Annotated in this window: 21 protein-coding genes; 12 read left to right on the top strand and 9 right to left on the bottom strand. The window is 38.5% G+C overall.

Going from position 1 to position 23,532, the window contains the following annotated elements:
• Nucleotides 1-10 precede the first annotated feature (10 nt).
• The 3 genes from AC3QLY_RS03540 to AC3QLY_RS03550 all read right to left on the bottom strand — a co-directional run bounded on the left by AC3QLY_RS03540 (nt 11) and on the right by AC3QLY_RS03550 (nt 2,628).
• A complete protein-coding gene (locus tag AC3QLY_RS03540) occupies nt 11-466 on the bottom strand; it encodes a universal stress protein (protein ID WP_074420927.1) in 456 nt (151 codons plus the stop codon).
• Between the two features lie 146 nt (nt 467-612).
• Nucleotides 613-1,524 (bottom strand): diacylglycerol/lipid kinase family protein, encoded by a 912-nt coding sequence (locus AC3QLY_RS03545; RefSeq protein ID WP_074420928.1) that lies wholly within the window; start codon nt 1,522-1,524, stop codon nt 613-615.
• 54 nt (nt 1,525-1,578) lie between these two features.
• On the bottom strand, nt 1,579-2,628 hold the full coding sequence (locus AC3QLY_RS03550) for a 3-oxoacyl-ACP synthase III family protein (RefSeq protein ID WP_074420929.1): 1,050 nt from the start codon (nt 2,626-2,628) through the stop codon (nt 1,579-1,581).
• A gap of 269 nt (nt 2,629-2,897) precedes the next feature.
• On the opposite strand from AC3QLY_RS03550, the gene AC3QLY_RS03555 reads away from it, so the two are divergent.
• Both AC3QLY_RS03555 and AC3QLY_RS03560 read left to right on the top strand, forming a co-directional pair.
• Complete coding sequence (locus tag AC3QLY_RS03555) at nt 2,898-3,887, top strand: aspartate-semialdehyde dehydrogenase (protein ID WP_074420930.1); 990 nt, start codon at nt 2,898-2,900, stop codon at nt 3,885-3,887.
• 82 nt (nt 3,888-3,969) lie between these two features.
• A complete protein-coding gene (locus AC3QLY_RS03560) occupies nt 3,970-5,472 on the top strand; it encodes a bifunctional ADP-dependent NAD(P)H-hydrate dehydratase/NAD(P)H-hydrate epimerase (protein ID WP_074418612.1) in 1,503 nt (500 codons plus the stop codon).
• On the opposite strand, the gene AC3QLY_RS03565 is transcribed toward AC3QLY_RS03560, so the two are convergent.
• The 3 genes from AC3QLY_RS03565 to ligA all read right to left on the bottom strand — a co-directional run bounded on the left by AC3QLY_RS03565 (nt 5,469) and on the right by ligA (nt 8,935).
• Nucleotides 5,469-6,137: a DUF2461 domain-containing protein gene (locus AC3QLY_RS03565; protein WP_074418613.1), complete on the bottom strand. Its 669-nt coding sequence runs from the start codon at nt 6,135-6,137 to the stop codon at nt 5,469-5,471. The genes AC3QLY_RS03560 and AC3QLY_RS03565 overlap by 4 nt on opposite strands.
• 91 nt (nt 6,138-6,228) lie before the next feature.
• On the bottom strand, nt 6,229-6,807 hold the full coding sequence (locus AC3QLY_RS03570) for an NUMOD4 domain-containing protein (protein ID WP_068243435.1): 579 nt from the start codon (nt 6,805-6,807) through the stop codon (nt 6,229-6,231).
• A gap of 13 nt (nt 6,808-6,820) precedes the next feature.
• Entirely contained in the window at nt 6,821-8,935 is a 2,115-nt protein-coding gene (ligA, locus tag AC3QLY_RS03575) for an NAD-dependent DNA ligase LigA (RefSeq protein ID WP_492990634.1), read from the bottom strand.
• Nucleotides 8,936-9,083: 148 nt separating this feature from the next.
• On the opposite strand from ligA, the gene AC3QLY_RS03580 reads away from it, so the two are divergent.
• The 10 genes from AC3QLY_RS03580 (at nt 9,084) to AC3QLY_RS03625 (ending at nt 19,184) form a co-directional block, all read left to right on the top strand.
• Nucleotides 9,084-9,827: an NUDIX hydrolase gene (locus AC3QLY_RS03580; RefSeq protein WP_081299025.1), complete on the top strand. Its 744-nt coding sequence runs from the start codon at nt 9,084-9,086 to the stop codon at nt 9,825-9,827.
• A gap of 130 nt (nt 9,828-9,957) precedes the next feature.
• Nucleotides 9,958-11,613 (top strand): amidase, encoded by a 1,656-nt coding sequence (locus AC3QLY_RS03585; protein ID WP_492990636.1) that lies wholly within the window; start codon nt 9,958-9,960, stop codon nt 11,611-11,613.
• Between the two features lie 315 nt (nt 11,614-11,928).
• Entirely contained in the window at nt 11,929-12,372 is a 444-nt protein-coding gene (rplM, locus tag AC3QLY_RS03590) for a 50S ribosomal protein L13 (protein ID WP_074420932.1), read from the top strand.
• Between the two features lie 28 nt (nt 12,373-12,400).
• Nucleotides 12,401-12,790, top strand: a complete 390-nt coding sequence (rpsI, locus tag AC3QLY_RS03595) for a 30S ribosomal protein S9 (protein ID WP_074420933.1) — start codon at nt 12,401-12,403, stop codon at nt 12,788-12,790.
• Between the two features lie 51 nt (nt 12,791-12,841).
• The gene (gene rpsB, locus AC3QLY_RS03600; RefSeq protein ID WP_068243447.1) at nt 12,842-13,723 is read left to right on the top strand and encodes a 30S ribosomal protein S2; all 882 of its coding nucleotides are present in this window, start codon (nt 12,842-12,844) and stop codon (nt 13,721-13,723) included.
• Nucleotides 13,724-13,918: 195 nt separating this feature from the next.
• Complete coding sequence (gene tsf / locus AC3QLY_RS03605) at nt 13,919-14,761, top strand: translation elongation factor Ts (RefSeq protein ID WP_074418627.1); 843 nt, start codon at nt 13,919-13,921, stop codon at nt 14,759-14,761.
• Nucleotides 14,762-14,871: 110 nt separating this feature from the next.
• A complete protein-coding gene (gene pyrH, locus AC3QLY_RS03610; protein WP_068243449.1) occupies nt 14,872-15,588 on the top strand; it encodes a UMP kinase in 717 nt (238 codons plus the stop codon).
• A gap of 62 nt (nt 15,589-15,650) precedes the next feature.
• Nucleotides 15,651-16,961 (top strand): TolC family protein, encoded by a 1,311-nt coding sequence (locus tag AC3QLY_RS03615; protein WP_074420935.1) that lies wholly within the window; start codon nt 15,651-15,653, stop codon nt 16,959-16,961.
• 33 nt (nt 16,962-16,994) lie between these two features.
• A complete protein-coding gene (locus tag AC3QLY_RS03620; RefSeq protein WP_074420936.1) occupies nt 16,995-18,137 on the top strand; it encodes a methionine aminotransferase in 1,143 nt (380 codons plus the stop codon).
• Between the two features lie 69 nt (nt 18,138-18,206).
• Nucleotides 18,207-19,184, top strand: a complete 978-nt coding sequence (locus tag AC3QLY_RS03625) for a fatty acid desaturase family protein (protein WP_074420937.1) — start codon at nt 18,207-18,209, stop codon at nt 19,182-19,184.
• 32 nt (nt 19,185-19,216) lie between these two features.
• Here the strand turns inward: AC3QLY_RS03625 and lpxD are convergent, their stop codons facing one another.
• From lpxD to AC3QLY_RS03640, 3 genes are all read right to left on the bottom strand, one after another.
• Complete coding sequence (lpxD, locus tag AC3QLY_RS03630) at nt 19,217-20,239, bottom strand: UDP-3-O-(3-hydroxymyristoyl)glucosamine N-acyltransferase (RefSeq protein WP_074420938.1); 1,023 nt, start codon at nt 20,237-20,239, stop codon at nt 19,217-19,219.
• A 188-nt stretch (nt 20,240-20,427) separates the two neighbouring features.
• Nucleotides 20,428-22,815, bottom strand: coding sequence for a beta-glucosidase (locus AC3QLY_RS03635; protein ID WP_492990641.1), 2,388 nt, complete (start codon nt 22,813-22,815; stop codon nt 20,428-20,430).
• Nucleotides 22,816-22,883: 68 nt separating this feature from the next.
• Complete coding sequence (locus AC3QLY_RS03640; RefSeq protein WP_492990643.1) at nt 22,884-23,447, bottom strand: Crp/Fnr family transcriptional regulator; 564 nt, start codon at nt 23,445-23,447, stop codon at nt 22,884-22,886.
• Between the last annotated feature and the right edge of the window lie 85 nt (nt 23,448-23,532).

Raw genomic sequence — 23,532 nt, forward strand, 5'->3', positions numbered from 1 at the left:
CATTAATAAACTATTGACCGGTAGGCACTATGAATAATGGTTTTTTAGTATGTTTCAAAATTTTAGCCGGTACATTACCTAATAGCAAAGTATCTAACCCACTATGGCTATGCGAGCCTATTACAATAATATCCGCATTATATTCATCTGCATATGATAAAATAGCGTCTGCCGTGTTGCCTTCAAGAATAAATGTTTTTACTTTATCATCGCCCAGATGTTTAACTGCGGAAGATAAAAATTCACCGGCCTGTTTTTTTAATTCTTCCACCAACTCAATAGTGTTAGCAGTATTAAAACCACCAAAACCCATAATGGGTGAATAGTCTACTGCATAATAGCCTGCGTCTGCCACCACATGTATTAAACAAACATCAGCCTGCATAGCTTTGGCTAACTGATATCCTTTTTCGGCAATTAACTGTGCAGAAGGATTGTAATCGAGGGCAATTAATACTTTTTTCATGTTGTAATTTTTAAATTTGAAAGAAAAAGGAAAATGCTTTTATTTGTTCATTTTCAATGCCTTGAATGTATTTTTTAAACAAATTTGTAAGATATAAATTTAAACGGATATACACCAAAATTTAAAGGCTAAAAATGTATAAAAAATTAGTTTAACACATTTGGTTGTAGCAAATGAAACGCATTCTGAATCATTTTAACTTCTATGATATCGCTACTATCAACCGGCTCTCCGTCTATGTGCATGGGGGCATGCTTTAAATTACGAATGGTAATGGCAGGTGCTTGAAAGTAAATAACGTTTTTATGCGTAATTTCATTTACCAATTCTTGCAAACGGTTATTACCTTTTATTTGTTTAAGTAAAGCAAAAGGTATTTTGGCTTTATTCATTTTTTGAATAATTACAATATCTAAAAGTCCGTCGTTTAAGCTAGCGGCTGGTGCAATAGTTAAATTATTGCCAAACTGATTACTATTGGCAATTGTAATTGCAAAGGCATCGGTATAAAATGAAAAATCGTTTAGTTGAACTTCAAATTGAAAAGGCTGTGCTTTAAAAAAATTGATGAGGCTTTCTTTTGTATAAGTAAATAATCCGCGCTTTGAGTTCATAGCAAAACGATGTGCCACCTGGGCATCAAAACCTAGTCCGCTAAGCATACAAGAGTAATAATGATTTAAAGTAAACGCGTCAACAGGTTGTGCTTTACCATCAAAAATAATTTTTAATGCAGCTTTTGGTTTTTTAGGAATATTTGCCGCAAAGGCTAATCCGTTACCTGAACCTACGGGTATAATGCCAAAATGAACTTTGTAATGGCGCAAAGCCTGGGTAACCTGATTAACGGTACCATCGCCCCCGGAAATAATTACATCGGTAATACCTTCGTTTTCAATTTTATCTTTTACTATATCATAATTAGCAATGGGCGAAGTTGGTAAAATTTCAAAAGGAATATTTCGGGCACTTGTTTCAGATTCAATTAACTGAATAAGGGCGTCTTTCTTAGTGGCACCTGAAATGGGATTCACTAAATAAATAATTTTACGGGCCATGTTTGCAACAATTAGAAAATAGAGAATACAAATGGAATGAAACCGAAGCAAGCATTACCATTTTAGTAATGCACTTGCCCAGGTAAATCCGCTGCCAAAAGCAGCCAAACAAACAAGATTACCTGTTTTTATTTTGCCTTGCTCCCAAGCTTCGCAAAGGGCTATGGGTATAGATGCCGCTGTTGTGTTGCCATAATGCTGAATATTATTGTATACTTTTTCATCGGGTAATCCCAATTGCTGTTGTACAAACTGCGCTATGCGTAAATTGGCCTGATGGGGGATTAACATATCCAAATCGGCCGGCTGATAATCATTGGCCTGCAAGGCCTCTTTAATTACTTCCGGAAATTTTACCACTGCTTTTTTAAAAACGGCGGGGCCATCCATGAACGGAAAATTCTCTGCATTGTCTATCATAGCATGACTCATAAACATATCTGCAATGGGTGCATCATTAAAGGTTGCATAATTTTTAGTGCCCCAATAGTTGGCATGGGTTCCGGGATTATACATGGCTAAAATTTCAGCCGATTCACCATCACTATGCAAGTGTGTACTTAAAATTCCACGATTTGTATCTTCACTTGGCTGCAGCACCACGGCACCGGCACCATCACCAAAAATAACACTTACATTACGACCACGGGTGCTAAAATCTAAACCAAAGCTGTGTTTTTCAGAACCTACCACCAATATATTTTTATACATGCCGGTCTTTATAAACTGGTCTGCTACACTTAATGCATACACAAATCCACTGCATTGATTTCTGACATCCAAAGCACCCACTTCTTTCATTTTTAAAGCACGTTGCAATAAAACACCGCAACCGGGAAAATAATAATCGGGTGAAAGGGTGGCAAAAACGATAAAATCAATGTCCTGAGGCGTAATTCCGGAACGCTCAATGGCTATTTTAGCGGCTTCTACACCCATTGTAGTTGTGGTTTCATTGGTACGGTGTGCATATCTACGCTCTTTTATTCCTGTTCTTTCCTGTATCCAGGCATCACTGGTATCCATGTATTGCAGCAAATCATTGTTCGTTATTACTTGTTCAGGAGCATACATGCCAATACCAGCAATTGCAGATCGTATCATAATTCTCAATTTAGAAGTGAAGGTAAAGCAAAATAATTTTGACGGAATGAATTTTGAGTCTATTTTCGCACCCGCAATGAATAAAGTAATCTATACCAAACGTATCAAAAAACCTGTTTAGCGGGAAGGTACTTTGTTTGTGTATAGGCAACATAAATTAAAACCTTCCCTTCAAAGGAAGGTTTTTTTATTGTTATACACTTCATTCAATAAACATAACACAGAGCGTAAAGCAAGCAAACATCATTTATTCACAAAAAAAACAAACAATGAAAGTAGCCGTAGTTGGAGCTACCGGTTTAGTAGGCTCAAAAATGTTACAAGTTTTGGAAGAAAGAAACTTCCCCGTTACTGAATTAATTCCCGTTGCCTCTGAAAAATCTGTTGGCAAACAAGTTATTTTTAAAGGGAACCCACATACTGTAGTTGGTATGGAGCAGGGCATTGCAGCCAAACCGGCAGTTGCTATCTTTTCTGCAGGCGGTGGTACTTCTTTAGAATGGGCACCCAAATTTGCAGCAGCAGGCATTAAGGTAATTGATAATTCCAGTGCCTGGCGCATGGATCCTTCTAAAAAATTAGTAGTGCCTGAAGTAAATGCCAACGTGTTAACCAAAGATGATTTTATTATTGCAAATCCAAATTGTTCTACCATTCAAATGGTAGTTGCTTTGCAACCCCTTCACAAAGCCTATACCATACAACGTATTGTGGTAAGTACATACCAAAGTGTTACCGGCACAGGCAAAAAAGCGGTTGACCAGTTAATGAATGAAAGAAAAGGTATTCAGGGAGAAATGGCTTATAAATACCCCATCGACTTAAATGTAATTCCTCAAATTGATGTGTTTTTAGACAATGGTTACACCAAAGAAGAAATGAAAATGGTGAATGAAACCAAAAAAATTATGCAGGATAACAGTATTCGCGTAACGGCAACCACCGTTCGTATTCCGGTAGTGGGCGGGCATAGCGAAAGTGTAAATATTGAATTTGAAAAAGAATTTGATGTAGCGGAAGTAATAAACTTGTTGAGCAAAGCACCCGGAGTAATTGTACAACAGGATGATGCTGCACAATTATACCCCATGCCGCTTTGGGCGCATGAAAAAGATGAAGTTTTTGTTGGCCGTATTCGTAGAGATGAAACACAGCCCAAAACTTTGAATATGTGGGTAGTGAGCGATAACCTGCGCAAAGGTGCTGCTACCAATGCCGTTCAAATTGCCGAATACTTAATGGATAATCATTTGCTGTAGTATTATGGATTTTATCTTTTTACACCTTCCTTAAAGTTTTAAACTGGCGGGAAGGTGTAATTTTTTTGAATAAATTTAGGGTATGAAGTTATTATCGGCTGCACAACTGCAACAATGGGATGCATTTACCGTGCAACACGAACCCATTGCATCTATCCATTTAATGGAACGGGCAGCATTAGCCTGCACCAAATGGCTATTACAGCAAAATTTTATACAACAACCTGTTTTTATTTTTTGCGGCAAAGGCAATAATGGAGGCGATGGATTAGCCATTGCCCGCCAATTATTTGAGGCCGGCATTATACCATCCGTTTATATTTTGGAATTTGGCAGGCCAGGTACCGATAATTTTCAGGAAAATTTACACCGGCTGCATATATTAGGTCTGGCTGTTCAATATATTTCTACAGAAGCTTTATTACCAATTATTCCTGAAAATGCAGTGATTATTGATGCATTACTCGGTGCAGGACTGAATAAACCACTAAGTGGCTTATATGCAATAATTGTACAGCATATCAATAAAGCTCATTCAATAATAATATCCATCGATGTTCCTACAGGTATGTTTATTGATAGTAGTGTAAATGGGGGTACCGTTGTAAGTGCCCGACATACCCTTTCTTTTCAATGCTATAAATTGTGTTTTTTGGCAGCCGAAAATGCGCCCTATTTTGGGAAAGTACATATTTTGGATATTGGGCTACACCCCCAATTTCTACAAAAATTGGATACTACATTTTCAATGATTGAATTGGATGGCATACAACAATGCATTTCCGTTAGAAATCCGTTTGCACATAAAGGCGCATTTGGACATGCATTACTCATTGCAGGCAGTACAGAAAAAATGGGTGCTGCACTCATGGCAACGGGTGCTGCCTTGCGAAGCGGATGTGGATTGGTTACCACTCAGGTGCCTGCTCAAGCTGCTGCTACATTAAATATTCGCTATCCTGAGGCAATGCTATTAATGAGAGAAGCCGGCTTGAATGATTTTACCCCTTATACATCTGTAGGTATTGGCCCCGGATTGGATGTGAATGATGCATCAGTATTACTGCTTCAACAGCTAATAGCGCATTATGATCAACCTATGGTTATTGATGCAGATGCCCTCAACATTATAGCACAACATAAAGATTGGTTGCAACAATTACCGGCCGGAACCATTCTTACACCACATCCTAAAGAATTTGACCGGGTATTTGGTACATCGGCTAATGAATTTGAAAGAATTGAAAAAGCAGTGCAATTATCTGCTGCCCTTGCCATTACAGTGGTTTTAAAAGGTCATTATACATTAGTAGCACATCAGGGAAAGGGTAGTTTTAATACCAGTGGCAACGTTGGATTAGCCAAGGGCGGTTCCGGCGATGTTTTAACCGGCATTATTACAGCTTTACTGGCACAGGGTTATGCGCCGCAAACAGCTGCACAATTAGGTGTGTATTTACATGGATTGGCAGCTGATCTGGCATTAGAAATCCAATCAGAAGAAAGTTTACTGGCAACCGATGTAATTGAAAATTTAGGCAAAGCATTTTCTTATTGCAAACCGACTGACTTTTTTAATCATTAACCTTCAATAGCACGATTTAAAAAATGAATAACCGGTTGCAGTGCTTCAAAAGCCCGGATAACTTTTTGAAGCAGGACTTTATTGGTTAAATCCTCATCCAATAAGGGTTTTGTGGCAATCCAGCTTTTCAGTTTTAAATAAGTAATAGCCGGATTTTCTTTATCATAACCTTTGGGTTCACGCTGTAAAAACATGCCTTCTTCTCTGCTTAAATCGCCGTACTGCTGTTGAAAAGGTTTTGCTTTAATGATATTTCTCCATTCATCCCAACAATAATCAATTTCCTGCCGTACTTTTTGGATCACTTCCTTTGCCGGCATCCAAAGACCGCCACCTACAAAACTTTTTCCCGGTTCCAAATGAAAATAATAGCCTGCCAGGATTGATTTTTTGCCACCCTTGCTAAATGCAGCGCCCATATTGGTTTTATAAGGACTTTTATTGGTACTGAAACGCACATCGCGATTGATGCGAAAAATACAATCTTTGGAATGCAGCGGTAATAAATCGGGTTCCACCTTTGAAAAACCGGATAGTATTTGTGTTGTGAATGCAATAAAATCGGCTCGTGCCGCATCGTATTTTACTCTGTTTTCATTGAACCACTCTTTGTTATTGTGCTTTGCCAAGTGTTGCAGAAAACGGAGGGTAGATAGTTGTAACATATACAAATAAAAATGTTAACAAGAAACGCAAATGGAATTCCGTTAACAAAACAAAGTATTGAATAAAATATTTTATCAATTCAAAAATAGGTTACACTTTAACGTGGCCCCAGTTTTCACCCCGCTTAATACGTGTAATGGCCATTTCGCTTACGCCATATTTCTCGGCCAATTGCTTATAGGTTAGTTTACGCTTGGGGTTAGCTAGCATTTTTTTAATATCTTTCACCTGAGCAAGGGTTAACTTCAATCCCTTTTTAAGTTCAGATGTTCTTTGAAGCAGTTTTTTTCTGGCTGCTTTTACACGGGGGTTATTTTTATTGTGCTCAATCACTTCTTCCTGAGTAGCCCATTTTAAATTTTCGGCACGGTTGTCTTTTTTATTATGATTGAGATGAATAATAAATTTTTCGTTTGCCTTAGGTTTTTTCAGGAATAACTCGCCCACAGCTCTGTGCAAAAGAAAATGGGTATAACTATCCTTTACTTTCAGGCGAATGATGCGATAACCCTCTATCGCAGAGCCTTTTAGCAGGGTGCCGTCTTTTTTAAAATTGGTGGTAAAAGAGGCAATTCTTCCCATGTTGCTTACCATGTATTTTTTTTGAAGGGCATCTGAGTTCGTAAAGGAGAACTGGCGCCACTTTTCGTTGGGTAGGTGTTCAAACATAGTTAAAGGTTATTTATTGTTGCAATAAAGATAGAAATTCATTTTCATCAATTATCTTAATTGTATTAATCTTTTTTGCTTTTTCCAGTTTCCCTCCCGCATCTGCCCCCACTACCAGGTAATTGAGCTTGCTGCTAACACTGCCAACAATAACGCCCCCCCGTTGTTCTACCATCTCTTCTGCCTCATTTCTTTTAAATTTGGTGAGTGTACCTGTAAATAAAAAACTTTGCCCTTGCAGGGTGCTGCTTTGCGTTTCTGTTCGTTTTTCGTTGTAACACTGAATACCCAAAGCCTCTAATTCTTCTAACATAGCCATATTTTGGCGATTGCTAAAAAAATGACGAATACTGTCTGCTACTTTAACGCCAACATCTTCTAATTGTTGTAGCGCCAATGTATCCATTTTTCCCAAATCGAACAAATGGGTAATAGCATTGGCCAATGTTTTGGCAGTTGTTTCTCCAACAAAACGTATACCCAACGCATAAATTAACCGGTGAAGTGGTTGCTTTTTAGAGGCTTCAATGGCTTGCTGTAAATTATCAACCGACTTTTTTCCAAATCCTTCCAATTGTGCAATAGCAGGAAAATCGAGTTTATAAATGCCCGGAATATCTTTCAACAGCCCTAATTCATAAAAACGCCTGATATTAGCTTCTCCCAGGCTTTTAATATCCATGGCATCTTTGCTCACAAAATGAACCATTCTTTCTACCACCTGAGCCGTACATTCTATGTTTACACAACGCCAAACCGCTTCACCGACTTCTTTAAATAGTGGGCTATGGCATACCGGGCAATGGTTAGGGAAATGTATGGCTTTTTCATGGCCGGTTCTTAATTCAGGTAACGATTTTACAATTTGCGGTATTACATCGCCGGCTCTTTCAATTAATACGGTATCGCCAATTTTTAAGTCTTTGTCTTTGATGTACTCTTCATTGTGTACCGATATACTGGATACCGTTACCCCGCCAATGGCTATCGGTATTAGCTTTGCCACCGGTGTAATGGCACCTGTTCTGCCTACCTGAAACTCTATCGAATTTAAAATGGTAGTGGCCTGACGTGCTTTAAACTTATAGGCAATGGCCCACCGTGGGTGGTGACTCGTCATTCCTAATAAATCCTGTAATGATAAACTGTTCACCTTTACCACCATGCCATCTATTTCATAAGGCATTGTATCACGTAAATGCTCAAAAGCTTCAACCTGTTCTATCACTCCATCAATGCCTTGTACAATTTTTTGCTCTTTTACCGGTGCATGCAATCCACATTCCCAAAGCAATTGTAACATGCCTGCATGGGTTTGTAATAAAGCAGACGCGTTTACTTCGCTATCAGCAAATTTTGTGTAATAACTTACGTGATATAAAAATGCTTCCAGGTTGCGTTTAGCAACTTCTTTGGGATCTTTCATCCGTAAACTTCCCGAAGCGGCATTTCTTGGATTTGCCATGATGGGTAAACCCTGTTCTGCTAATTTTTCATTATACAGTTCAAATGCTCGCTTACTCATAATTACTTCACCCCTTATTTCAATTAACTGAATACCATGTTTAGAAAAAGGCGCTGTTAAGGGTATGGAACGAATTTGTTTGATGTTGTTGGTAATATCCTCTCCTTCTACCCCATCGCCACGGGTAACAGCGCGAATTAAAATATCGTTTTCATATACCAGTGAAATGCCGGCACCATCAAATTTTGGTTCCAGTGTATATTCAACCACGGACAAATTGGTCAATTCCCGTACTTTTCTATCCCAGTCTAACAAATCGGCTTTATTATAACTGTTTTCCAAACTTAACATGGGTACCAAATGGGCTACCGTTAAAAAGTTTTGATTCAAACTATTACCCACCCGTTGTGTAGGAGAAACAGGCGTAATTAATTCCGGATGTGCTTTTTCAGTTTTTTCTAATAACTTATACAACCTGTCATATTCATAATCACTAATCAGGGGGGTGTTGGCTACATAATATTGGTATTCATGAAATCGCAATACTTCACGCAACTCTTCAATATTTGCAGCAGCATACTGCATTGCAGCAGGCGCCGATTCCTTTTGAAGCCATTGTTGTGTTAAACGTGATAAACTATGAATATGCCCCGTGTTATACATGCTAAAAAATTAACTTCAAATTTACTGCCTTGCACATAAATTCAATTTTTTTGCCCATGTAAAATTTACACAATGCCTAAAAGTATTACCTTCATTGCCCCAAAATTCCCATACATTTTTTAAGATGTAAGGAAAATACTTGCCAACAATGAAACTGAACAACCACCAAACCGAATTGCCGGAGAAACGGCCACTGATTACCGATGTTCATGCCTTAGTTAATTCCTATCCCCGTGTACCTATTACGGTTGACTGTGTAATATTTGGATTTGACGGACAAGATTTAAAGGTTTTATTAATTAGGAGTGACTTGGAAATGTACAAAGGTAAATGGACCTTGTTGGGCGATTTTGCAGAAGACAATGAAGAATTAGACGATGCAGCTTACCGGGTTTTGAAAATAAGAACGGGCATGACAGATGTGTATTTAGATCAGGTACGCACTTTTAGCAAACCCAACCGGCACCCGGGCGGCAGGGTGTTAACCGTTGCCTATTGTTCTTTACTCAACATACAACACCACGAAGTAAAAATATTAGACAATGAGTTGCACTGGCATAGTGTAAATTCTATCAAAGAAATGGCTTTTGATCATAAAGAAATTTTAGATACCTGCCACCAATGGTTACAAAAAAGAATTCAGGAACATCCGTTGGGCTTTAATTTATTACCCGAAAAATTCTCGCTTCGCGAATTACAGAATTTATATGAAGCCATTTTAGGCATTGAATTAGACCGCCGTAATTTCAGAAAAAAATTTGCTGCCATGGGCCTTTTAATTGATATAGGTGAAATGGAACAGGATGTGCCACACAGACCCGGCAAATTGTATAAGTTCAATTTCCAGAAATACGAAAAGAATAAACGCAAATGGATTGGTATTGATTTCTAAAAAAGGTTCCATAACTTTCCGTTGCAAGAAAAGCACATTTGTGTTCACAGGTGAAATGGGCAGTACATGATAGTTTAATACCCATTGCTGCATTTTTTCGCATCATTCATTCTAACCAAAACACTTAAACATGAGAACAATCACCATTTTATGCTTTTTCGCCTTACCCTTATTTCTTCAGGCACAAAAAGATACCATCCCCACTGAACAAATTAGCATAGCTGCCGGATTAGCCGATCTTTCTTTTACCCAACAGGAATTAGATTCCATGCAACAGGGTATAACGCAATTTTATCACACTTACCAATCGTTACACCGCCAATCACTGCCTAACGATGTGCCCATGAGCTTGTGGCAAAGCCCGGTAGTAGCCGGCATGCATTTTTCTAATCAACAATTACCTATTCATTGGGAAATGCCTAAAACAGTGGTATTACCCACCCATTTAAACGAATTAGCATTTTACTCCATACCTCAATTGGCTTATTTAATTCAACACAAAAAAATTACTTCGGTTGCACTCACCAAATTTTTCATTCAACGCATCAAACAATTTGGCGATACCTTGCAATGCGTTATTACCCTTACTGAAGATTTAGCATTGCAACAAGCCGCACAGGCCGATGCTGAAATAGCCGCCGGCAAATACAAAGGCATGTTACATGGCATACCCTATGGATTGAAAGATTTATTTGCTATAAAAGGCTATAAAACTACCTGGGGCGCAGCACCCTACAAAAACCAAACCATTGATGAAAATGCTTTTGTATATGAACAATTACGCAAAGCCGGTGCCGTTTTAGTAGCTAAATTTACTTTAGGGGCCTTGGCCATGGGCGATTATTGGTTTGGCGGACGCACCAAAAATCCATGGGATTTAACAAGAGGGTCATCCGGTTCTTCGGCAGGTCCAGCAGCCGCTACTGCAGCAGGATTGGTACCTTTTGCCATTGGCACAGAAACCTGGGGAAGTATTGTTTCGCCTTCATCCACATGTGGCGTTACCGGTTTACGCCCCACATTTGGCAGTATTAGCAGAACAGGCGCTATGACGCTTAGCTGGAGTTTAGATAAAATTGGCCCCATTTGCCGCTCTGCAAATGATGCGGCTATTGTATTTAATGCCATTCATGGTACCGATGGAATAGATGAATTGGCTGTAAACCGCCCATTTAATTACACGCCTAATAAACCCATACAAGCTTATAAAATAGCGTATTCCAAAAACTATTTCGATAATATAACCGATACCTCCAGAAATGAATGGAAAGTGTTAGAAACATTTAAAAAAATGGGGGTTCAATTAATTCCCGTTAATTTTCCCGACAGTGGGGTTTACAATGTCAATATTATGAGTATTGTAATTGGTGCTGAGTGTGCCGCTGCTTTTGATGCATTTACCCGCGGTAATTTAGATGATGAAATGACCCGGCAAAGCCGTTACGACTGGCCCAACCAGTTTAGAGAAGCCAGGTTAATACCCGCCGTAGAATACATCAATGCCAATAGGCACCGTTACTTGCTGATGCAAAAAGTAAATGCATTACTGCAACAATACGATGCAGTTATTTGTCCCACCCGTGGCAGTGGCAACCAGTCGGCCATTACCAATTTAACAGGCAACCCGGTGGTTTGCGTTCCCACGGGTTTTGATAAAAGGTTTCATTTACCCACCAGCATTACTTTTATTGGTAATTTATACGATGAAGGCACACTGTTGCGCATTGCAGAAGCTTATCAGCAGGCAACACCTTGGAACAAAACCTATCCTAAGCTATTTCAATAAAGATGAATAAGTTTTAAACACTCCGGCAGCTTTTCACAGCTGCTTTTTTTATGCCATCATTCATGGGAAATTACTTTTCATTGTACAATCAAAACAAAAAAGCAAAATAAAAAGCACCTAAAAAAGGCAGTTTTATAACACGATGAAAATTTTTAATCAAAATTTTTATTGAAAATCAATTAGTTATGAAAGCGCTATTAAAAAAGATCGTCAAGACACTAAAAATTCAACAATAGAACACCTACCTTTGCCATCCCAAAAAAATGGGACATTCGCCGGGGGGATAGCCCCGATATCATTTAAACAAACCATATTATGAGTCATCTTCATTTCACTACCAAGCATGCAAACGCGGCTACCGTTAAGCACAACTGGTATGTTGTAGACGGTACTAATCAAACCGTAGGGCGCATTGCTTCAAAAATTGCCGCTGTATTAAGAGGCAAAAACAAAGCATACTACACACCGCATGTAGACTGTGGCGATTATGTTATTATCATCAATGCCGATAAAGTTGTTTTAACCGGCAATAAAATGGATGATAAAATGTACATTAACTTCTCAGGTTATCCCGGCGGTAAAAAAGAAGAAGCAGCCAAAGATTTATTAAAACGCAGACCTGAAGTGCTTTTAGAAAGAGCCATTAAAGGCATGCTACCTAAAAATCGCCTCGGCCGCAAAATGTTCAATAAATTGTTTGTTTATGCAGGCAGCGAGCATCCACATAGTGCACAACAACCCAAAGAATTAAAATTTTAATCTAATTTATAACATCAATTCCAAATAAATGGAAAAGCAAAAAAACGCAGTTGGTCGCCGTAAAGAAGCCGTAACCCGGGTTTTTATTAGTAAGGGTGAAGGTAAAATTACCGTGAACGACAAAGATTATAAAGAATATTTTCCTTTGGTTTACTTACAAAACCAGGTAGAGGCCCCTTTAAAGACTGCTGAAGTAATTACCAAATTTGATGTAGTTATCAATGCACAAGGTGGTGGTTTAAAAGGCCAAGCCGAAGCAGCAAAATTAGGCATAGCCCGTGCTTTACTAGAAGTAAACCCCGAGTTTAGGCCTGTATTAAAAGCCGCCGGATACTTAAAACGTGATCCCCGCAGTGTTGAACGTAAGAAATTTGGTCATAAAAAAGCCCGTAAGAGCTACCAATTCAGCAAACGTTAATCAGTATTGGATTACGCAAACCCTATCATTCAAACTATTTATACAAACACAATGGAAAATAATACTTCACTACAGCAGCAGTTGTTAGAAGCCGGTGTGCATTTTGGCCATTTAAAAAAGAAATGGAATCCTAAAATGTTACCTTACATCTATGCAGAAAAAAAAGGGATTCACATTATTGACCTGAACAAAACAGTAGACCATCTTCAGGAAACAGCCGCCGCTATGAAGCAAATTGCCAAGAACGGTAAAAAAATTATGTTCGTGGCTACCAAAAAGCAGGCTAAAGAAATTGTGGCTGAATGCGCAAAACGCGTAAACATGCCCTTTGCTACTGAACGTTGGTTAGGTGGTATGCTCACTAACTTTAATACTGTTCGTAAAAGCGTTAAAAAAATGCAGAGCATTGAAAAAATGCTGAACGATGGCAGTGCAGACAGCCTAACCAAAAAAGAGCGCCTTACGCTTAGCCGCGATAAAGAAAAAATGGAAAAAGTATTAGGTGGTATTGCCCAAATGAGCAGACTGCCCGCAGCTTTATTCTTAGTAGATATTGGTGTAGAACATATTGCTTTAGCAGAAGCCAAACGTTTAGGTATTACAACTTTTGGTATGGTAGATACCAATTGCGATCCTAACAAAGTTGATTTCCCTATTCCGGCTAATGATGATGCCACTAAATCAATTGCCATCATTACCAATTATTTAACCGCTGCTATTGCAGAAGGTTTGGCAGAACGTCAGGCAAATAAAGAAGAAGAAGATACCAACGATGATGCAAACGAATTAGAAGCAAAAGCACGCAGACTGGAAGCTGAAGCACAAAGTGAAGCCGCACGTACCCGTAAAGGTGGCCGTGGTGCAGAACCAGGTGCCGGTGCACCAAAACGCAGAGTGCCCAACAGTCGCAGACCTGCAGGTGGTGGCAGATAAAATATATACGGTACATTGAGCCCGAATGAATCATTTATTTTGTGCCCGGCTGTATCAATTTATTCCAACTTCCGTTGCGTCGCACACTGCAACACCTGTACTTTCTTCAACATTTCATAACCTGTAACAACACAGCGTTTATAAAAGTATAGGTAACTTTGCAAAAATTTTTTCAATGACTAAATAATTTTACAAATGAGTACATCCGTTTCTATAACCGCAGCCGATATTAATAAATTGCGCCAGGCAACCGGCGCTGGTATGATGGACTGCCGTAAAGCTTTAACCGAAACCAATGGCGATTTTGAAGCAGCTATTGACTGGTTGCGCAAACAAGGTCAGAAAGTTGCTGCTAAACGTAGCGATCGTGAAGCAAAAGAAGGTGTTATTATTGCAAAAACCACTGCCAATAATACAACCGGCTTCATTGTATGCATTAGTTGCGAAACTGACTTCGTTTCAAAAAATGCCGATTTTGTTGCTTTTGCACAATCTATTGCTGATGCAGCAGTGGCCAACAATGTAAAAAGTGCTGAAGAATTAAACGAAGTAATCGTAAACGGTGCCAAAGTATCCGATTTAATTAATGATAAATTAGCTGCTATCGGCGAAAAAATAGGCATTCAGAAATTTGAAAGAATTGAAGCACCTTATGTTGCCTCATACATTCATGGTGCCAACCGTATGGGTGTGTTGGTTGGTTTAAATAAAGCCGCTGCTGAAGCAGGTAAAGATCTGGCCATGCAAATTGCAGCTATGAACCCTGTAGCAATTGATGCCGACTCTGTTCCTGCAGATGTAGTAGAAAGAGAAAGAGCCATTGTTACTGAACAAATTGCCGCCGATCCTAAAATGGCCGGTAAACCTGCAGAAATGATTGCTAAAATTGCAGATGGCAAATTAAATGCCTTCTTTAAAGAGCAAACATTACTGGCGCAGGCATTTGTAAAAGATGGTAGCAAAAGCGTAGGCGATTACCTGAAATCGGTAGATGCTGATTTAAAAGTAGTTTCTTTTAAGCGTATTGCATTGGGATAATATAATTTATTATGACTATATTTTAAAGGGAACCCACAAGGTTCCCTTTATTCATTTTGAAACTTCTGCAAAAAATCAGGTTATTTGCAGTATAATCAATTCTTTTAATTATGCTGCCTAAATACAAACGCATTTTACTGAAGCTATCCGGAGAAGCCCTTGTTGGTGATGTAAAAAATGGTGATCCCTTCGATCCAAAAATCATTGAACAATATGCACAAGACATTAAATTAGTAACCAACCTTGGTGTTCAGGTAGCCATTGTAATTGGAGGCGGCAATATTTACAGAGGCATGAATGAAGCTGAAAGTGGTATTGAAAGGGCACACGGCGATTATATGGGCATGCTGGCAACTGTAATCAATGCAATGGCCATGCAGGCAATGCTGGAAAAAATTGGCGTATATACCCGTTTACAAAGCGCTATTAATATGGAGCAGGTGGCCGAACCCTATATCCGCAGAAAAGCATTGCGTCATTTAGAAAAAGGTAGGGTAGTTATTTTTGGTGCCGGCACAGGCAACCCTTATTTCACTACAGATACTGCCGGTTCATTAAGAGCCATTGAAATGAAAGCAGATGTTATTTTGAAAGGTACAAGGGTAGATGGTATTTACAACGCCGATCCCGAAAAAGAACCCAATGCCAAAAGATTTGAAAATATCAGCTTTCAGGAATGTATTAACCAAAACCTGAAAGTAATGGACATGACAGCTTTTACACTCTGCATGGAAAATAAATTACCCATTATTGTTTTTGATATGAATAAACCGGGTAACCTGCTTAAAGTAGTAGAAGGAATGAATGTAGGAACACTGGTACAGTAACCCTTCATCCGCTCATAAAATTTATTTGATACAACATAGCTCCATAGCTAATTTCATGGTTTATGAGAAAAGCAATTTTATCAGGTGCTGTTATGCTCTGCTGCATGCTGCAAGCAGCAGCCCAACGCTCAATTTCTGTAAACGAGGCTGTGAACCTTGCACTTCAACATAATTTTAATATTCAAATTGCCAAAAGCAATATTCAAATTGCCAAAATAAACAACAATATAGGTGTGGCTGGGGGCTTACCAACCATAACAGGTACTGCTACCAATCAGGAAAGTATTGTCAACATCAATCAAAAAATCAACAGTGTAACCGGCGATAGAGATTTAACCCGCAATGGCGCCACCAGTAATAATTTAAATGCCGGCATTGCAGGTACTATGGTGTTGTATAATGGTTACAGAGTAATTACTACAAAAAAACAATTAGAAATGATTCAGGCACAAAGCGAATCTTTTTTTAATTCGCAGGTACAAAATACGATTGCGGCAGTAATGACGAAATATTTTGATGTAGTTCGGCAACGCAGCTATATGAAAACTTTGGAACAAAGTATTGAAGTATCCAAAAAACAATTGGAAATTATAGCAGTGAAACGCAAAATTGGCTTTGCCAATGATGCTGATTACTTTCAGGCTGAAATTGATTTACATAGTAAAGAGCAGGACCTTCAATCACAAAAAATTATTCTGGAACAAGGAAAAGCTGATTTGTTTAATCTACTCAGTATGCCCGCAGATTCTTCTGCAATGTTTACTGATTCTATTGCTATTGAAAACAATATAAAATTAGAAGATGTTCTAAATAAATTTAACCAGAATCCGGATATTGTAGCGGCTGATCAGCAAATTACCATTAACACACTCGCCGAAAAACAAACTGCTGCACAACGGTATCCAACCTTGCGTGTTAATAGCGGATTGAATTACGGAAGAAATTCCAGCAATGGCGGGCAAATTTTATTAAACCAGTCGTATGGCCCTTATGTTGGGCTTGGTTTATCCGTACCCATTTATAATGGAAGCATTTTAAAACGGCAACAACAAGCTGCTGCCATCAATACACACATTGCAAGAGTGCAAAAAGATGCCACCATTTTAAATTACCAAACCGATCTCACAAAAACATATCAAATGTATATCCATACATTAGATTTGATCGCCACCCAATACGCCATTAACCGGTTAACCGAACAATTGGTGAATTTAACCCTGCAGCGTTTTAGTTTATCGCAGGCTACTATTTTGGAAGTAAGAGCCGCACAACAAAGTTTTGAAGAAGCAGGTTATAAATTGGTGAATTTAAATTATGCCGCAAAAGCTGCAGAAATTGAATTAAAAAGGGTGGCTGGCATTTTGGCACCTTAAGTTTACTATCTTCCCATTTTATAAAAAAGGGCTATGCACATTGTATCAAAATTACCGCAGGTAGGTACTACCATTTTCACTATAATGAGCCAGTTGGCACAACAGCATCACGCCATTAATCTTGGGCAGGGATTTCCTGATTTTATGATGGATGAGGCCTTAATTGATTTGATACAAAAAGCCATGACAGATGGTTGCAATCAGTATACGCATACCAATGGTTTACCTGCTCTACGGAATGCCCTTGCCGAAAAGGTAAAAAAATTGTACAACACCTCCATCCATCCTGAAACACAAATTACCATTACCCCGGGCGGCACCTACGCCATTTACACCGCACTCACTTCGTTTTTATATTCCGGCGATGAAGTGATTGTTTTTGAACCGGCATACGACAGCTATGTTCCCAATATTGTTTTAAATGGCGCTAAACCGGTTTTTATTGCATTACAATATCCCGATTATTCAATTCCCTGGCATGAAGTAGCGCAGAAAATCAATTCCAAAACAAAAGCCATTATCATCAACTCACCCCATAACCCAACAGGTGCTGTATTAAGCGAGCAGGATATTATGACTTTGAGAACACTGGTAGCCAAGACCAAGATAATGATAGTGAGTGATGAGGTATATGAACATTTAATATTTGATGCTATCCCGCACCAAAGCCTGCTACGCTATCCAGATTTGATAGAAAGAAGTTTTATCATTTTTTCGTTTGGAAAAACCTATCATTGTACAGGCTGGAAGTTGGGTTACTGCATAGCAGCAGCACCATTAATGCAGGAATTTAGAAAAGTACACCAGTTTAATTGCTTTAGTTGCGATACCCCCAAACAATATGCTTTGGCAACTTATTTACAGGAAGAGGATAAATATGTACAATTGGGTGCGCAAATACAAAAAAAACGCGATTTTTTTAGAACATTAATGCAGCAAACGGGTTTTGTTTGTATTCCTTCACACGGAAGCTATTTTGAATGTTACAGTTATGCTGCATTATCTAATAAGTCCGATACAGAATTTGCAGTTGAATTGGTACAAAAAGCCGGTGTAGCCACCATTCCGGTTTCTGCATTTTATCATCATAAAACCGATGAAAAGGTACTTCGCTTTTGCTTTGCCAAAAAGGAAGAAACACTTCTGGAAGCAGCAGAACGATTTAAACACTTATAAATCAAAAAAATTTGTGTGAATTAACAGCAATTGTATGTTTTATTTCCATTCTTTTCATACGTTTGTTTAATGCATACTTCCTCCGAAAAGGAATTAATTTTATCCACCAAACCGTTTGCCAAAGAAATTCGCTGGAAGAGCTGGTATTATACACTTTCTACTACAGTTTTATTAATTGCAAGTTTAACAGGTTCTTTTTTACTACCGGGCATCCTAATTAAATTGGCTTTTAGCATTTTCAGTGCTTTACTGCTTTCCCGCATGTTCATTATTTTTCATGATTTTCAGCATCATACTATTTTAAACAAATCGTTTGCTGCCAATATTTTATTTACCATTTTTGGTGCTTACATGATAACACCGCCAAGTATCTGGAAACGTTCGCATGATCACCACCACAACAACAATGCTAAATTGTACAGCGCCAGTATTGGTTCCTATCCGATTATGACCAAACAAAAGTTTTATGCTGCGAATAAAAAAGAGCAAAGTATTTATCTGGCTATCCGGCATCCACTCAATATGTTCTTTTCTTATTTTACTATGTTTATGTTTGGCATGTGTGTTCGGTCGTTTCTCAGTTCAAAGAAAAGACATTGGGATTCTGCCATCGTTTTGCTGATACACGTTGGCATCGCCATTGTTTTATGGGTTCATTTTGGATGGCAAATTTGGTTTTTTGTATTCTTTCTGCCTTTCTTCTTATCACACATGCTGGGTGCATATTTATTTTATGCGCAACATAATTTTCCCGGTGCTACTTACCGTTGCAATACAGAATGGAGTTATGCTGCTGCTGCATTAGAATCTTCCAGCTATATGAAAATGAGTACCTTATGGCAATGGTTTACTGCAAATATTGGCTACCATCATATTCATCACCTCAATTGCAAAATTCCTTTTTACCGCTTACCCGAAGCAATGGCACATATACCTGCCCTACAGCAAGCAACGGTAACCAGTTTGCGTCCTAAAGATATTATTGCCTGCCTTCGTTTAAAAGTTTGGGACCCCGATCTGAATAAAATGGTTCCTTTAGATAGTTAGTGCAAATTGGCTTTAAAAATTAATGCATTCAATTAATCAGTTAGCTTTTTTTCAAGTATAGTTACCCGTTGTGCCAACTGATCTAAATTACGAAAATGAATATAAGCCTTTCTGTATTTATTGGCATCAAAGGCTGGTGAACCCATATAAACTTCTCCCGGCTTTGTAATGCTTTTGGATATGCCTGATTGTGCTGTAATAATTGTATTATCGGCTATTTGCAAATGACCCACAATACCAACCTGTCCGCTAAACATACAATTTTTACCCACTTTTGTTGATCCCGCAATCACTCCATGTGCTGCGATGTAAGTATTTTCGCCCACTTCTACATTATGGGCAATATGTATTAAATTATCAAACTTTACGCCTTTTCTTAAAATAGTTGAACCCAATGTTGCACGGTCAATAGCACAATTGGCGCCAATTTCAACATCATCTTCTATTACAACATTACCAATCTGTGCAATTTTTTTATTGCCTTCATTTTGCGGATCAAATCTAAAACCATCACTCCCAATAACAGTACCGGAGTGAATAATACAATTTTTTCCAATGTGTGTTTCTGAATAAATTTTAACACCCGCAAACAAGGTGGTATTATCGCCAATTACACAATTATCGCCAATATATACCTGCGGATATATTTTAACACCATTGCCTATTCTCGTATTTTCACCAACATAAGCAAATGCACCGGCATAAATTTGCTCACCAATTATTGCCGATGGCTCAATATGTGCATTGGGTGCAATACCGGTTTTATTCAGCTTTATCTGATTGTATAGTTCTAATAATTTTGCAAAAGCAGTTTGTGCATTTTCTACCCTTATTAATGTTGCCGTTACCGATTCTTTTGCTTCAAAATCTTTATTCACAATTACAATAGAAGCCTTTGTGGTATACAGGTATTGCGTATACAAAGGATTGGCTAAAAAAGATAACGAACCCGTTACGCCTTCTTCTATTCTGGATAAAGTAGATACTGTTACTGTGGCATTACCTTCTATTGTACCCTGAAGCATGTCTGCTATTTGTTGTGCCGAAAATTGCATAATTTATTTTTAATATATTTTAAATGAAATTTGCAGAATAATTTTAAAGGTAACAGAATTTTGTACGCCTGTTGCAATGAAATGCTAAAGTTTGGAACCCATAAAAAAAGGCAACTAAAAACGCTGCCTTTTATTTGTGCAACAGGTTGGAGTTGAATTGCACTTTTGGTTGTTATAGGGGCTGTAATTTATTGCATACTCAATTCATTAATAGCCTGCTTTGGTACCAGCAAATGGGTTACATGCTCTGTAATCATTTGTCGTGGCAATTGAAAAGTGGCTGTTTGTAGAATGTTTTCGGACGAATTGCCTATTTTAATGGTATAAGTACCCGCATCGGCAATCCATGCAGATTGCGTGGTTTGAAAAGATGCAATATCGGCAGGTGAAATGATAAATGTTAAGGTTTGCGATTCGCCGGGTTGTAATAGTTTTGTTTTGACAAAGGCTTTTAACTCTTCAGAAGGCTTATCAATATCACTTTTTGGTGCCGTTATATATACCTGAATTACTTCCTTTCCGGCTCTTTTGCCTTTATTAGTAATTGTTACAGAAGCAGTAATATTTTTTTTCATTTCAGTAGTACTGAGGTGAATAGGCTTTGTTGAGAAATGAGTATACGATAATCCATAACCGAAAGGATAAGCCGGTTGTACATGAAATGTATTAAAATAACGGTAACCAACATAAATGCCTTCTTCATACACCACTTCAGCCGGATTACCCATTAAAGAGAACCCTTTGTGCCGGGCAGGTTGCAACTCTTTTCCCGGGAAATTTTTTGCAGAAGGCTCATCCTGATAATTCATGGGAAAAGTAACTGCTAATTTTCCGGAAGGATTTACTTTACCACTAATGATATCTGCAATAGCATTTCCTGCCTCTAAACCAGGTTGCCAGGCCAATATAATAGCATCCGGCATATTACGCCAACTGGCTGTTTCTATTACACCGCCAATATTTAATACTACAATTACTTTTTTATTTTTTGCATGAAAGGCATCGCAAACCTGGCGAATCATATTTTTTTCGGCATCTGATAAAGTAAAATCATTGTCTACTTTTCTGTCGGCACCTTCTCCTGCATTTCTACCAATGGTAATAATTGCAGCCGCTGCTTTATCGGCTTCAGTTTGCAACAAAGGCAATTCTAAATCCATTTCTTTTACACGAGGTACCAACTCAAAAAAGAAACGGGGCTTGGGTTGTTTGGCTTTTTCGGTTGTAATGTAAGCAGTATAAACATCTATTAAATTTTTATCAATGGTAAAACCGGCATTTAATAATCCCTGTTCTAATGATATAGTGTAGGCTTTATTTACATCACCACTTCCGGTTCCTCCGGCAATAATATCATAGGATGTATTGCCAAACAAAGCCACTTGTTTTTGAGTGGTATTCGTCAATGGTAATGCGTTATTATTGTTTTGTAACAGCACCATACCTTCAGCAGCCGCTTTTCTGGATAGTGCCGCATCTGCTTTTAAATTGGGCTGATCGGTATAAGCATATTTTTTATGAGTAGGCGATTCTAAAATTAAATCAACCACCCTTGCGGCATTTCGGTCAATAATTTTTTCATCTAAAGTCCCGTCTTTTACTGCTTTTAGAATGGCATTGTATTGCAAAATAGTGCCCGGCATCAGTAAGTCATTGCCTGCTTTCATTTGTGCAACAGCATCTTTTCCACCAAACCAATCGGTCATCACCAAACCTTTAAAGCCCCATTCATCGCGTAAAATTCCGGTCAGTAAATCCTTGCTTTCTGAGGCATACGTTCCATTAATTAAATTGTAGGATGACATCACTGCCCATGGTTTGGCTTCTTTCACGGCAATTTCAAAACCTTTTAAATAAATTTCACGTAATGCCCTTTCACTCACAATGGTATTTACGCTGTTTCTATTTGTTTCCTGATTATTGGCAACAAAATGTTTAATAGAGGTGCCTACTCCGTTTTGTTGAATTCCGTTTACAAATGCTGCCGCAATATGTCCTGAAACAAATGGGTCTTCAGAATAATATTCAAAATTTCTACCGCCCAATGGATTGCGTTGTATATTCATGGCAGGTGCCAGTAACACATCAATACCGTATTCTTTCACTTCCTTCCCAAAAGCCCTGCCCACTTGTTGTACCAATGCTGTATCCCAAGATGAGGCCAGCAAAATTCCCACCGGCCATGCGGTGGCATAATAAGTTTTGTTAGGATGATTGGATCTGAATGGATTGATGCGTACGCCGGCCGGACCATCCGACAGGGTTAATGAAGGCAACTCAAGACTTTCAATGGCATGTGTTCTGCCCGCAGCACCCGGAACTTTTTCGGGAATGGAAGCATCTTTTGGTAGCGATGGTGGTAATTGAAATCCGGCAATTTCATGTTTTCCGGTATCGGTTTTTTTATCTGATGCAGCAGTTGGGCCGGGCAATCGCATACCCATTCCTACTACTAATTCAACTTTTTGTTCCAAGGTCATCCGTGCTATTAAATCATTGGCTTTACCCGATTGGGCATATAGCGTGGGTGTGCTGCATAGTATAGCAAGGGCAGGCAATAGTGTAGAAAGTTTCATGATTATATATTAATGAAACATAAAGTTCATACCAATGTGAACACCTTTCATTGATAATTATCAAAAAACTAACGATGCGCCCTAATACGGCTCAGTGTTTCCTGCGTAATACCTAAGAATGAAGCGATATAAGATAATGGTACCCGCTGCAAAATAGTAGGATGCTCATCGGCCAAACGCCGGTAACGATGTAAGGCGGTTTCAAATTGTATGGCATCCATTCTTTGCTGAGAAGAAATCAATGAGCGGGTTAACAATTTACGCAGCCAGCGTTCCACATCATGGTATTCATCGCACAAACGCATCAAATCATCATGATGTATACCCATGATAACAGATGGCTCAATGGTATGGATATTCAGTTTGCTGGGTGTACGTTTAAAAAAACTGGTAATAGAAAGAAAAAAAGTACCATCCATGGCCAGCCATTCGGTAATTTCTTTCCCATGTTTAAAATAATAAATACGGGCCAGGCCGGATGATACGAAATAAATATAATCGGAAACAATACCCTCTTTGAGCAGCATGTAATCTTTCGGTAATTTCCACTGTTGCCAATGTTGTAAAAAAGCCTGCAAACTATCGTTAGAAAAATAACCTGATCCTGCAATTTTTTGGGTAAGTTTATCCATAATGCATAGCAACTTTGCTGTTACGAATTTACTGCTTAGTTAATTAATTCCGGCAACAATTATTTCAACATATGATAAGGTGTTT

It is taken from the genome of Hydrotalea sp. GW822-HT8A01 (assembly GCF_058798575.1).

Excerpts from the sequence above, each read along its gene's own strand:
- AC3QLY_RS03540 (WP_074420927.1), bottom strand. The coding sequence starts at position 466 with ATGAAAAAAGTATTAATTGCCCTCGATTACAATCCTTCTGCACAGTTA.
- AC3QLY_RS03545 (WP_074420928.1), bottom strand. The coding sequence starts at position 1,524 with ATGGCCCGTAAAATTATTTATTTAGTGAATCCCATTTCAGGTGCCACT.
- AC3QLY_RS03550 (WP_074420929.1), bottom strand. The coding sequence starts at position 2,628 with ATGATACGATCTGCAATTGCTGGTATTGGCATGTATGCTCCTGAACAA.
- AC3QLY_RS03555 (WP_074420930.1), top strand. The coding sequence starts at position 2,898 with ATGAAAGTAGCCGTAGTTGGAGCTACCGGTTTAGTAGGCTCAAAAATG.
- AC3QLY_RS03560 (WP_074418612.1), top strand. The coding sequence starts at position 3,970 with ATGAAGTTATTATCGGCTGCACAACTGCAACAATGGGATGCATTTACC.
- AC3QLY_RS03565 (WP_074418613.1), bottom strand. The coding sequence starts at position 6,137 with ATGTTACAACTATCTACCCTCCGTTTTCTGCAACACTTGGCAAAGCAC.
- AC3QLY_RS03570 (WP_068243435.1), bottom strand. The coding sequence starts at position 6,807 with ATGTTTGAACACCTACCCAACGAAAAGTGGCGCCAGTTCTCCTTTACG.
- ligA (WP_492990634.1), bottom strand. The coding sequence starts at position 8,935 with ATGTATAACACGGGGCATATTCATAGTTTATCACGTTTAACACAACAA.
- AC3QLY_RS03580 (WP_081299025.1), top strand. The coding sequence starts at position 9,084 with ATGAAACTGAACAACCACCAAACCGAATTGCCGGAGAAACGGCCACTG.
- AC3QLY_RS03585 (WP_492990636.1), top strand. The coding sequence starts at position 9,958 with ATGAGAACAATCACCATTTTATGCTTTTTCGCCTTACCCTTATTTCTT.
- rplM (WP_074420932.1), top strand. The coding sequence starts at position 11,929 with ATGAGTCATCTTCATTTCACTACCAAGCATGCAAACGCGGCTACCGTT.
- rpsI (WP_074420933.1), top strand. The coding sequence starts at position 12,401 with ATGGAAAAGCAAAAAAACGCAGTTGGTCGCCGTAAAGAAGCCGTAACC.
- rpsB (WP_068243447.1), top strand. The coding sequence starts at position 12,842 with ATGGAAAATAATACTTCACTACAGCAGCAGTTGTTAGAAGCCGGTGTG.
- tsf (WP_074418627.1), top strand. The coding sequence starts at position 13,919 with ATGAGTACATCCGTTTCTATAACCGCAGCCGATATTAATAAATTGCGC.
- pyrH (WP_068243449.1), top strand. The coding sequence starts at position 14,872 with ATGCTGCCTAAATACAAACGCATTTTACTGAAGCTATCCGGAGAAGCC.
- AC3QLY_RS03615 (WP_074420935.1), top strand. The coding sequence starts at position 15,651 with ATGAGAAAAGCAATTTTATCAGGTGCTGTTATGCTCTGCTGCATGCTG.
- AC3QLY_RS03620 (WP_074420936.1), top strand. The coding sequence starts at position 16,995 with ATGCACATTGTATCAAAATTACCGCAGGTAGGTACTACCATTTTCACT.
- AC3QLY_RS03625 (WP_074420937.1), top strand. The coding sequence starts at position 18,207 with ATGCATACTTCCTCCGAAAAGGAATTAATTTTATCCACCAAACCGTTT.
- lpxD (WP_074420938.1), bottom strand. The coding sequence starts at position 20,239 with ATGCAATTTTCGGCACAACAAATAGCAGACATGCTTCAGGGTACAATA.
- AC3QLY_RS03635 (WP_492990641.1), bottom strand. The coding sequence starts at position 22,815 with ATGAAACTTTCTACACTATTGCCTGCCCTTGCTATACTATGCAGCACA.
- AC3QLY_RS03640 (WP_492990643.1), bottom strand. The coding sequence starts at position 23,447 with ATGGATAAACTTACCCAAAAAATTGCAGGATCAGGTTATTTTTCTAAC.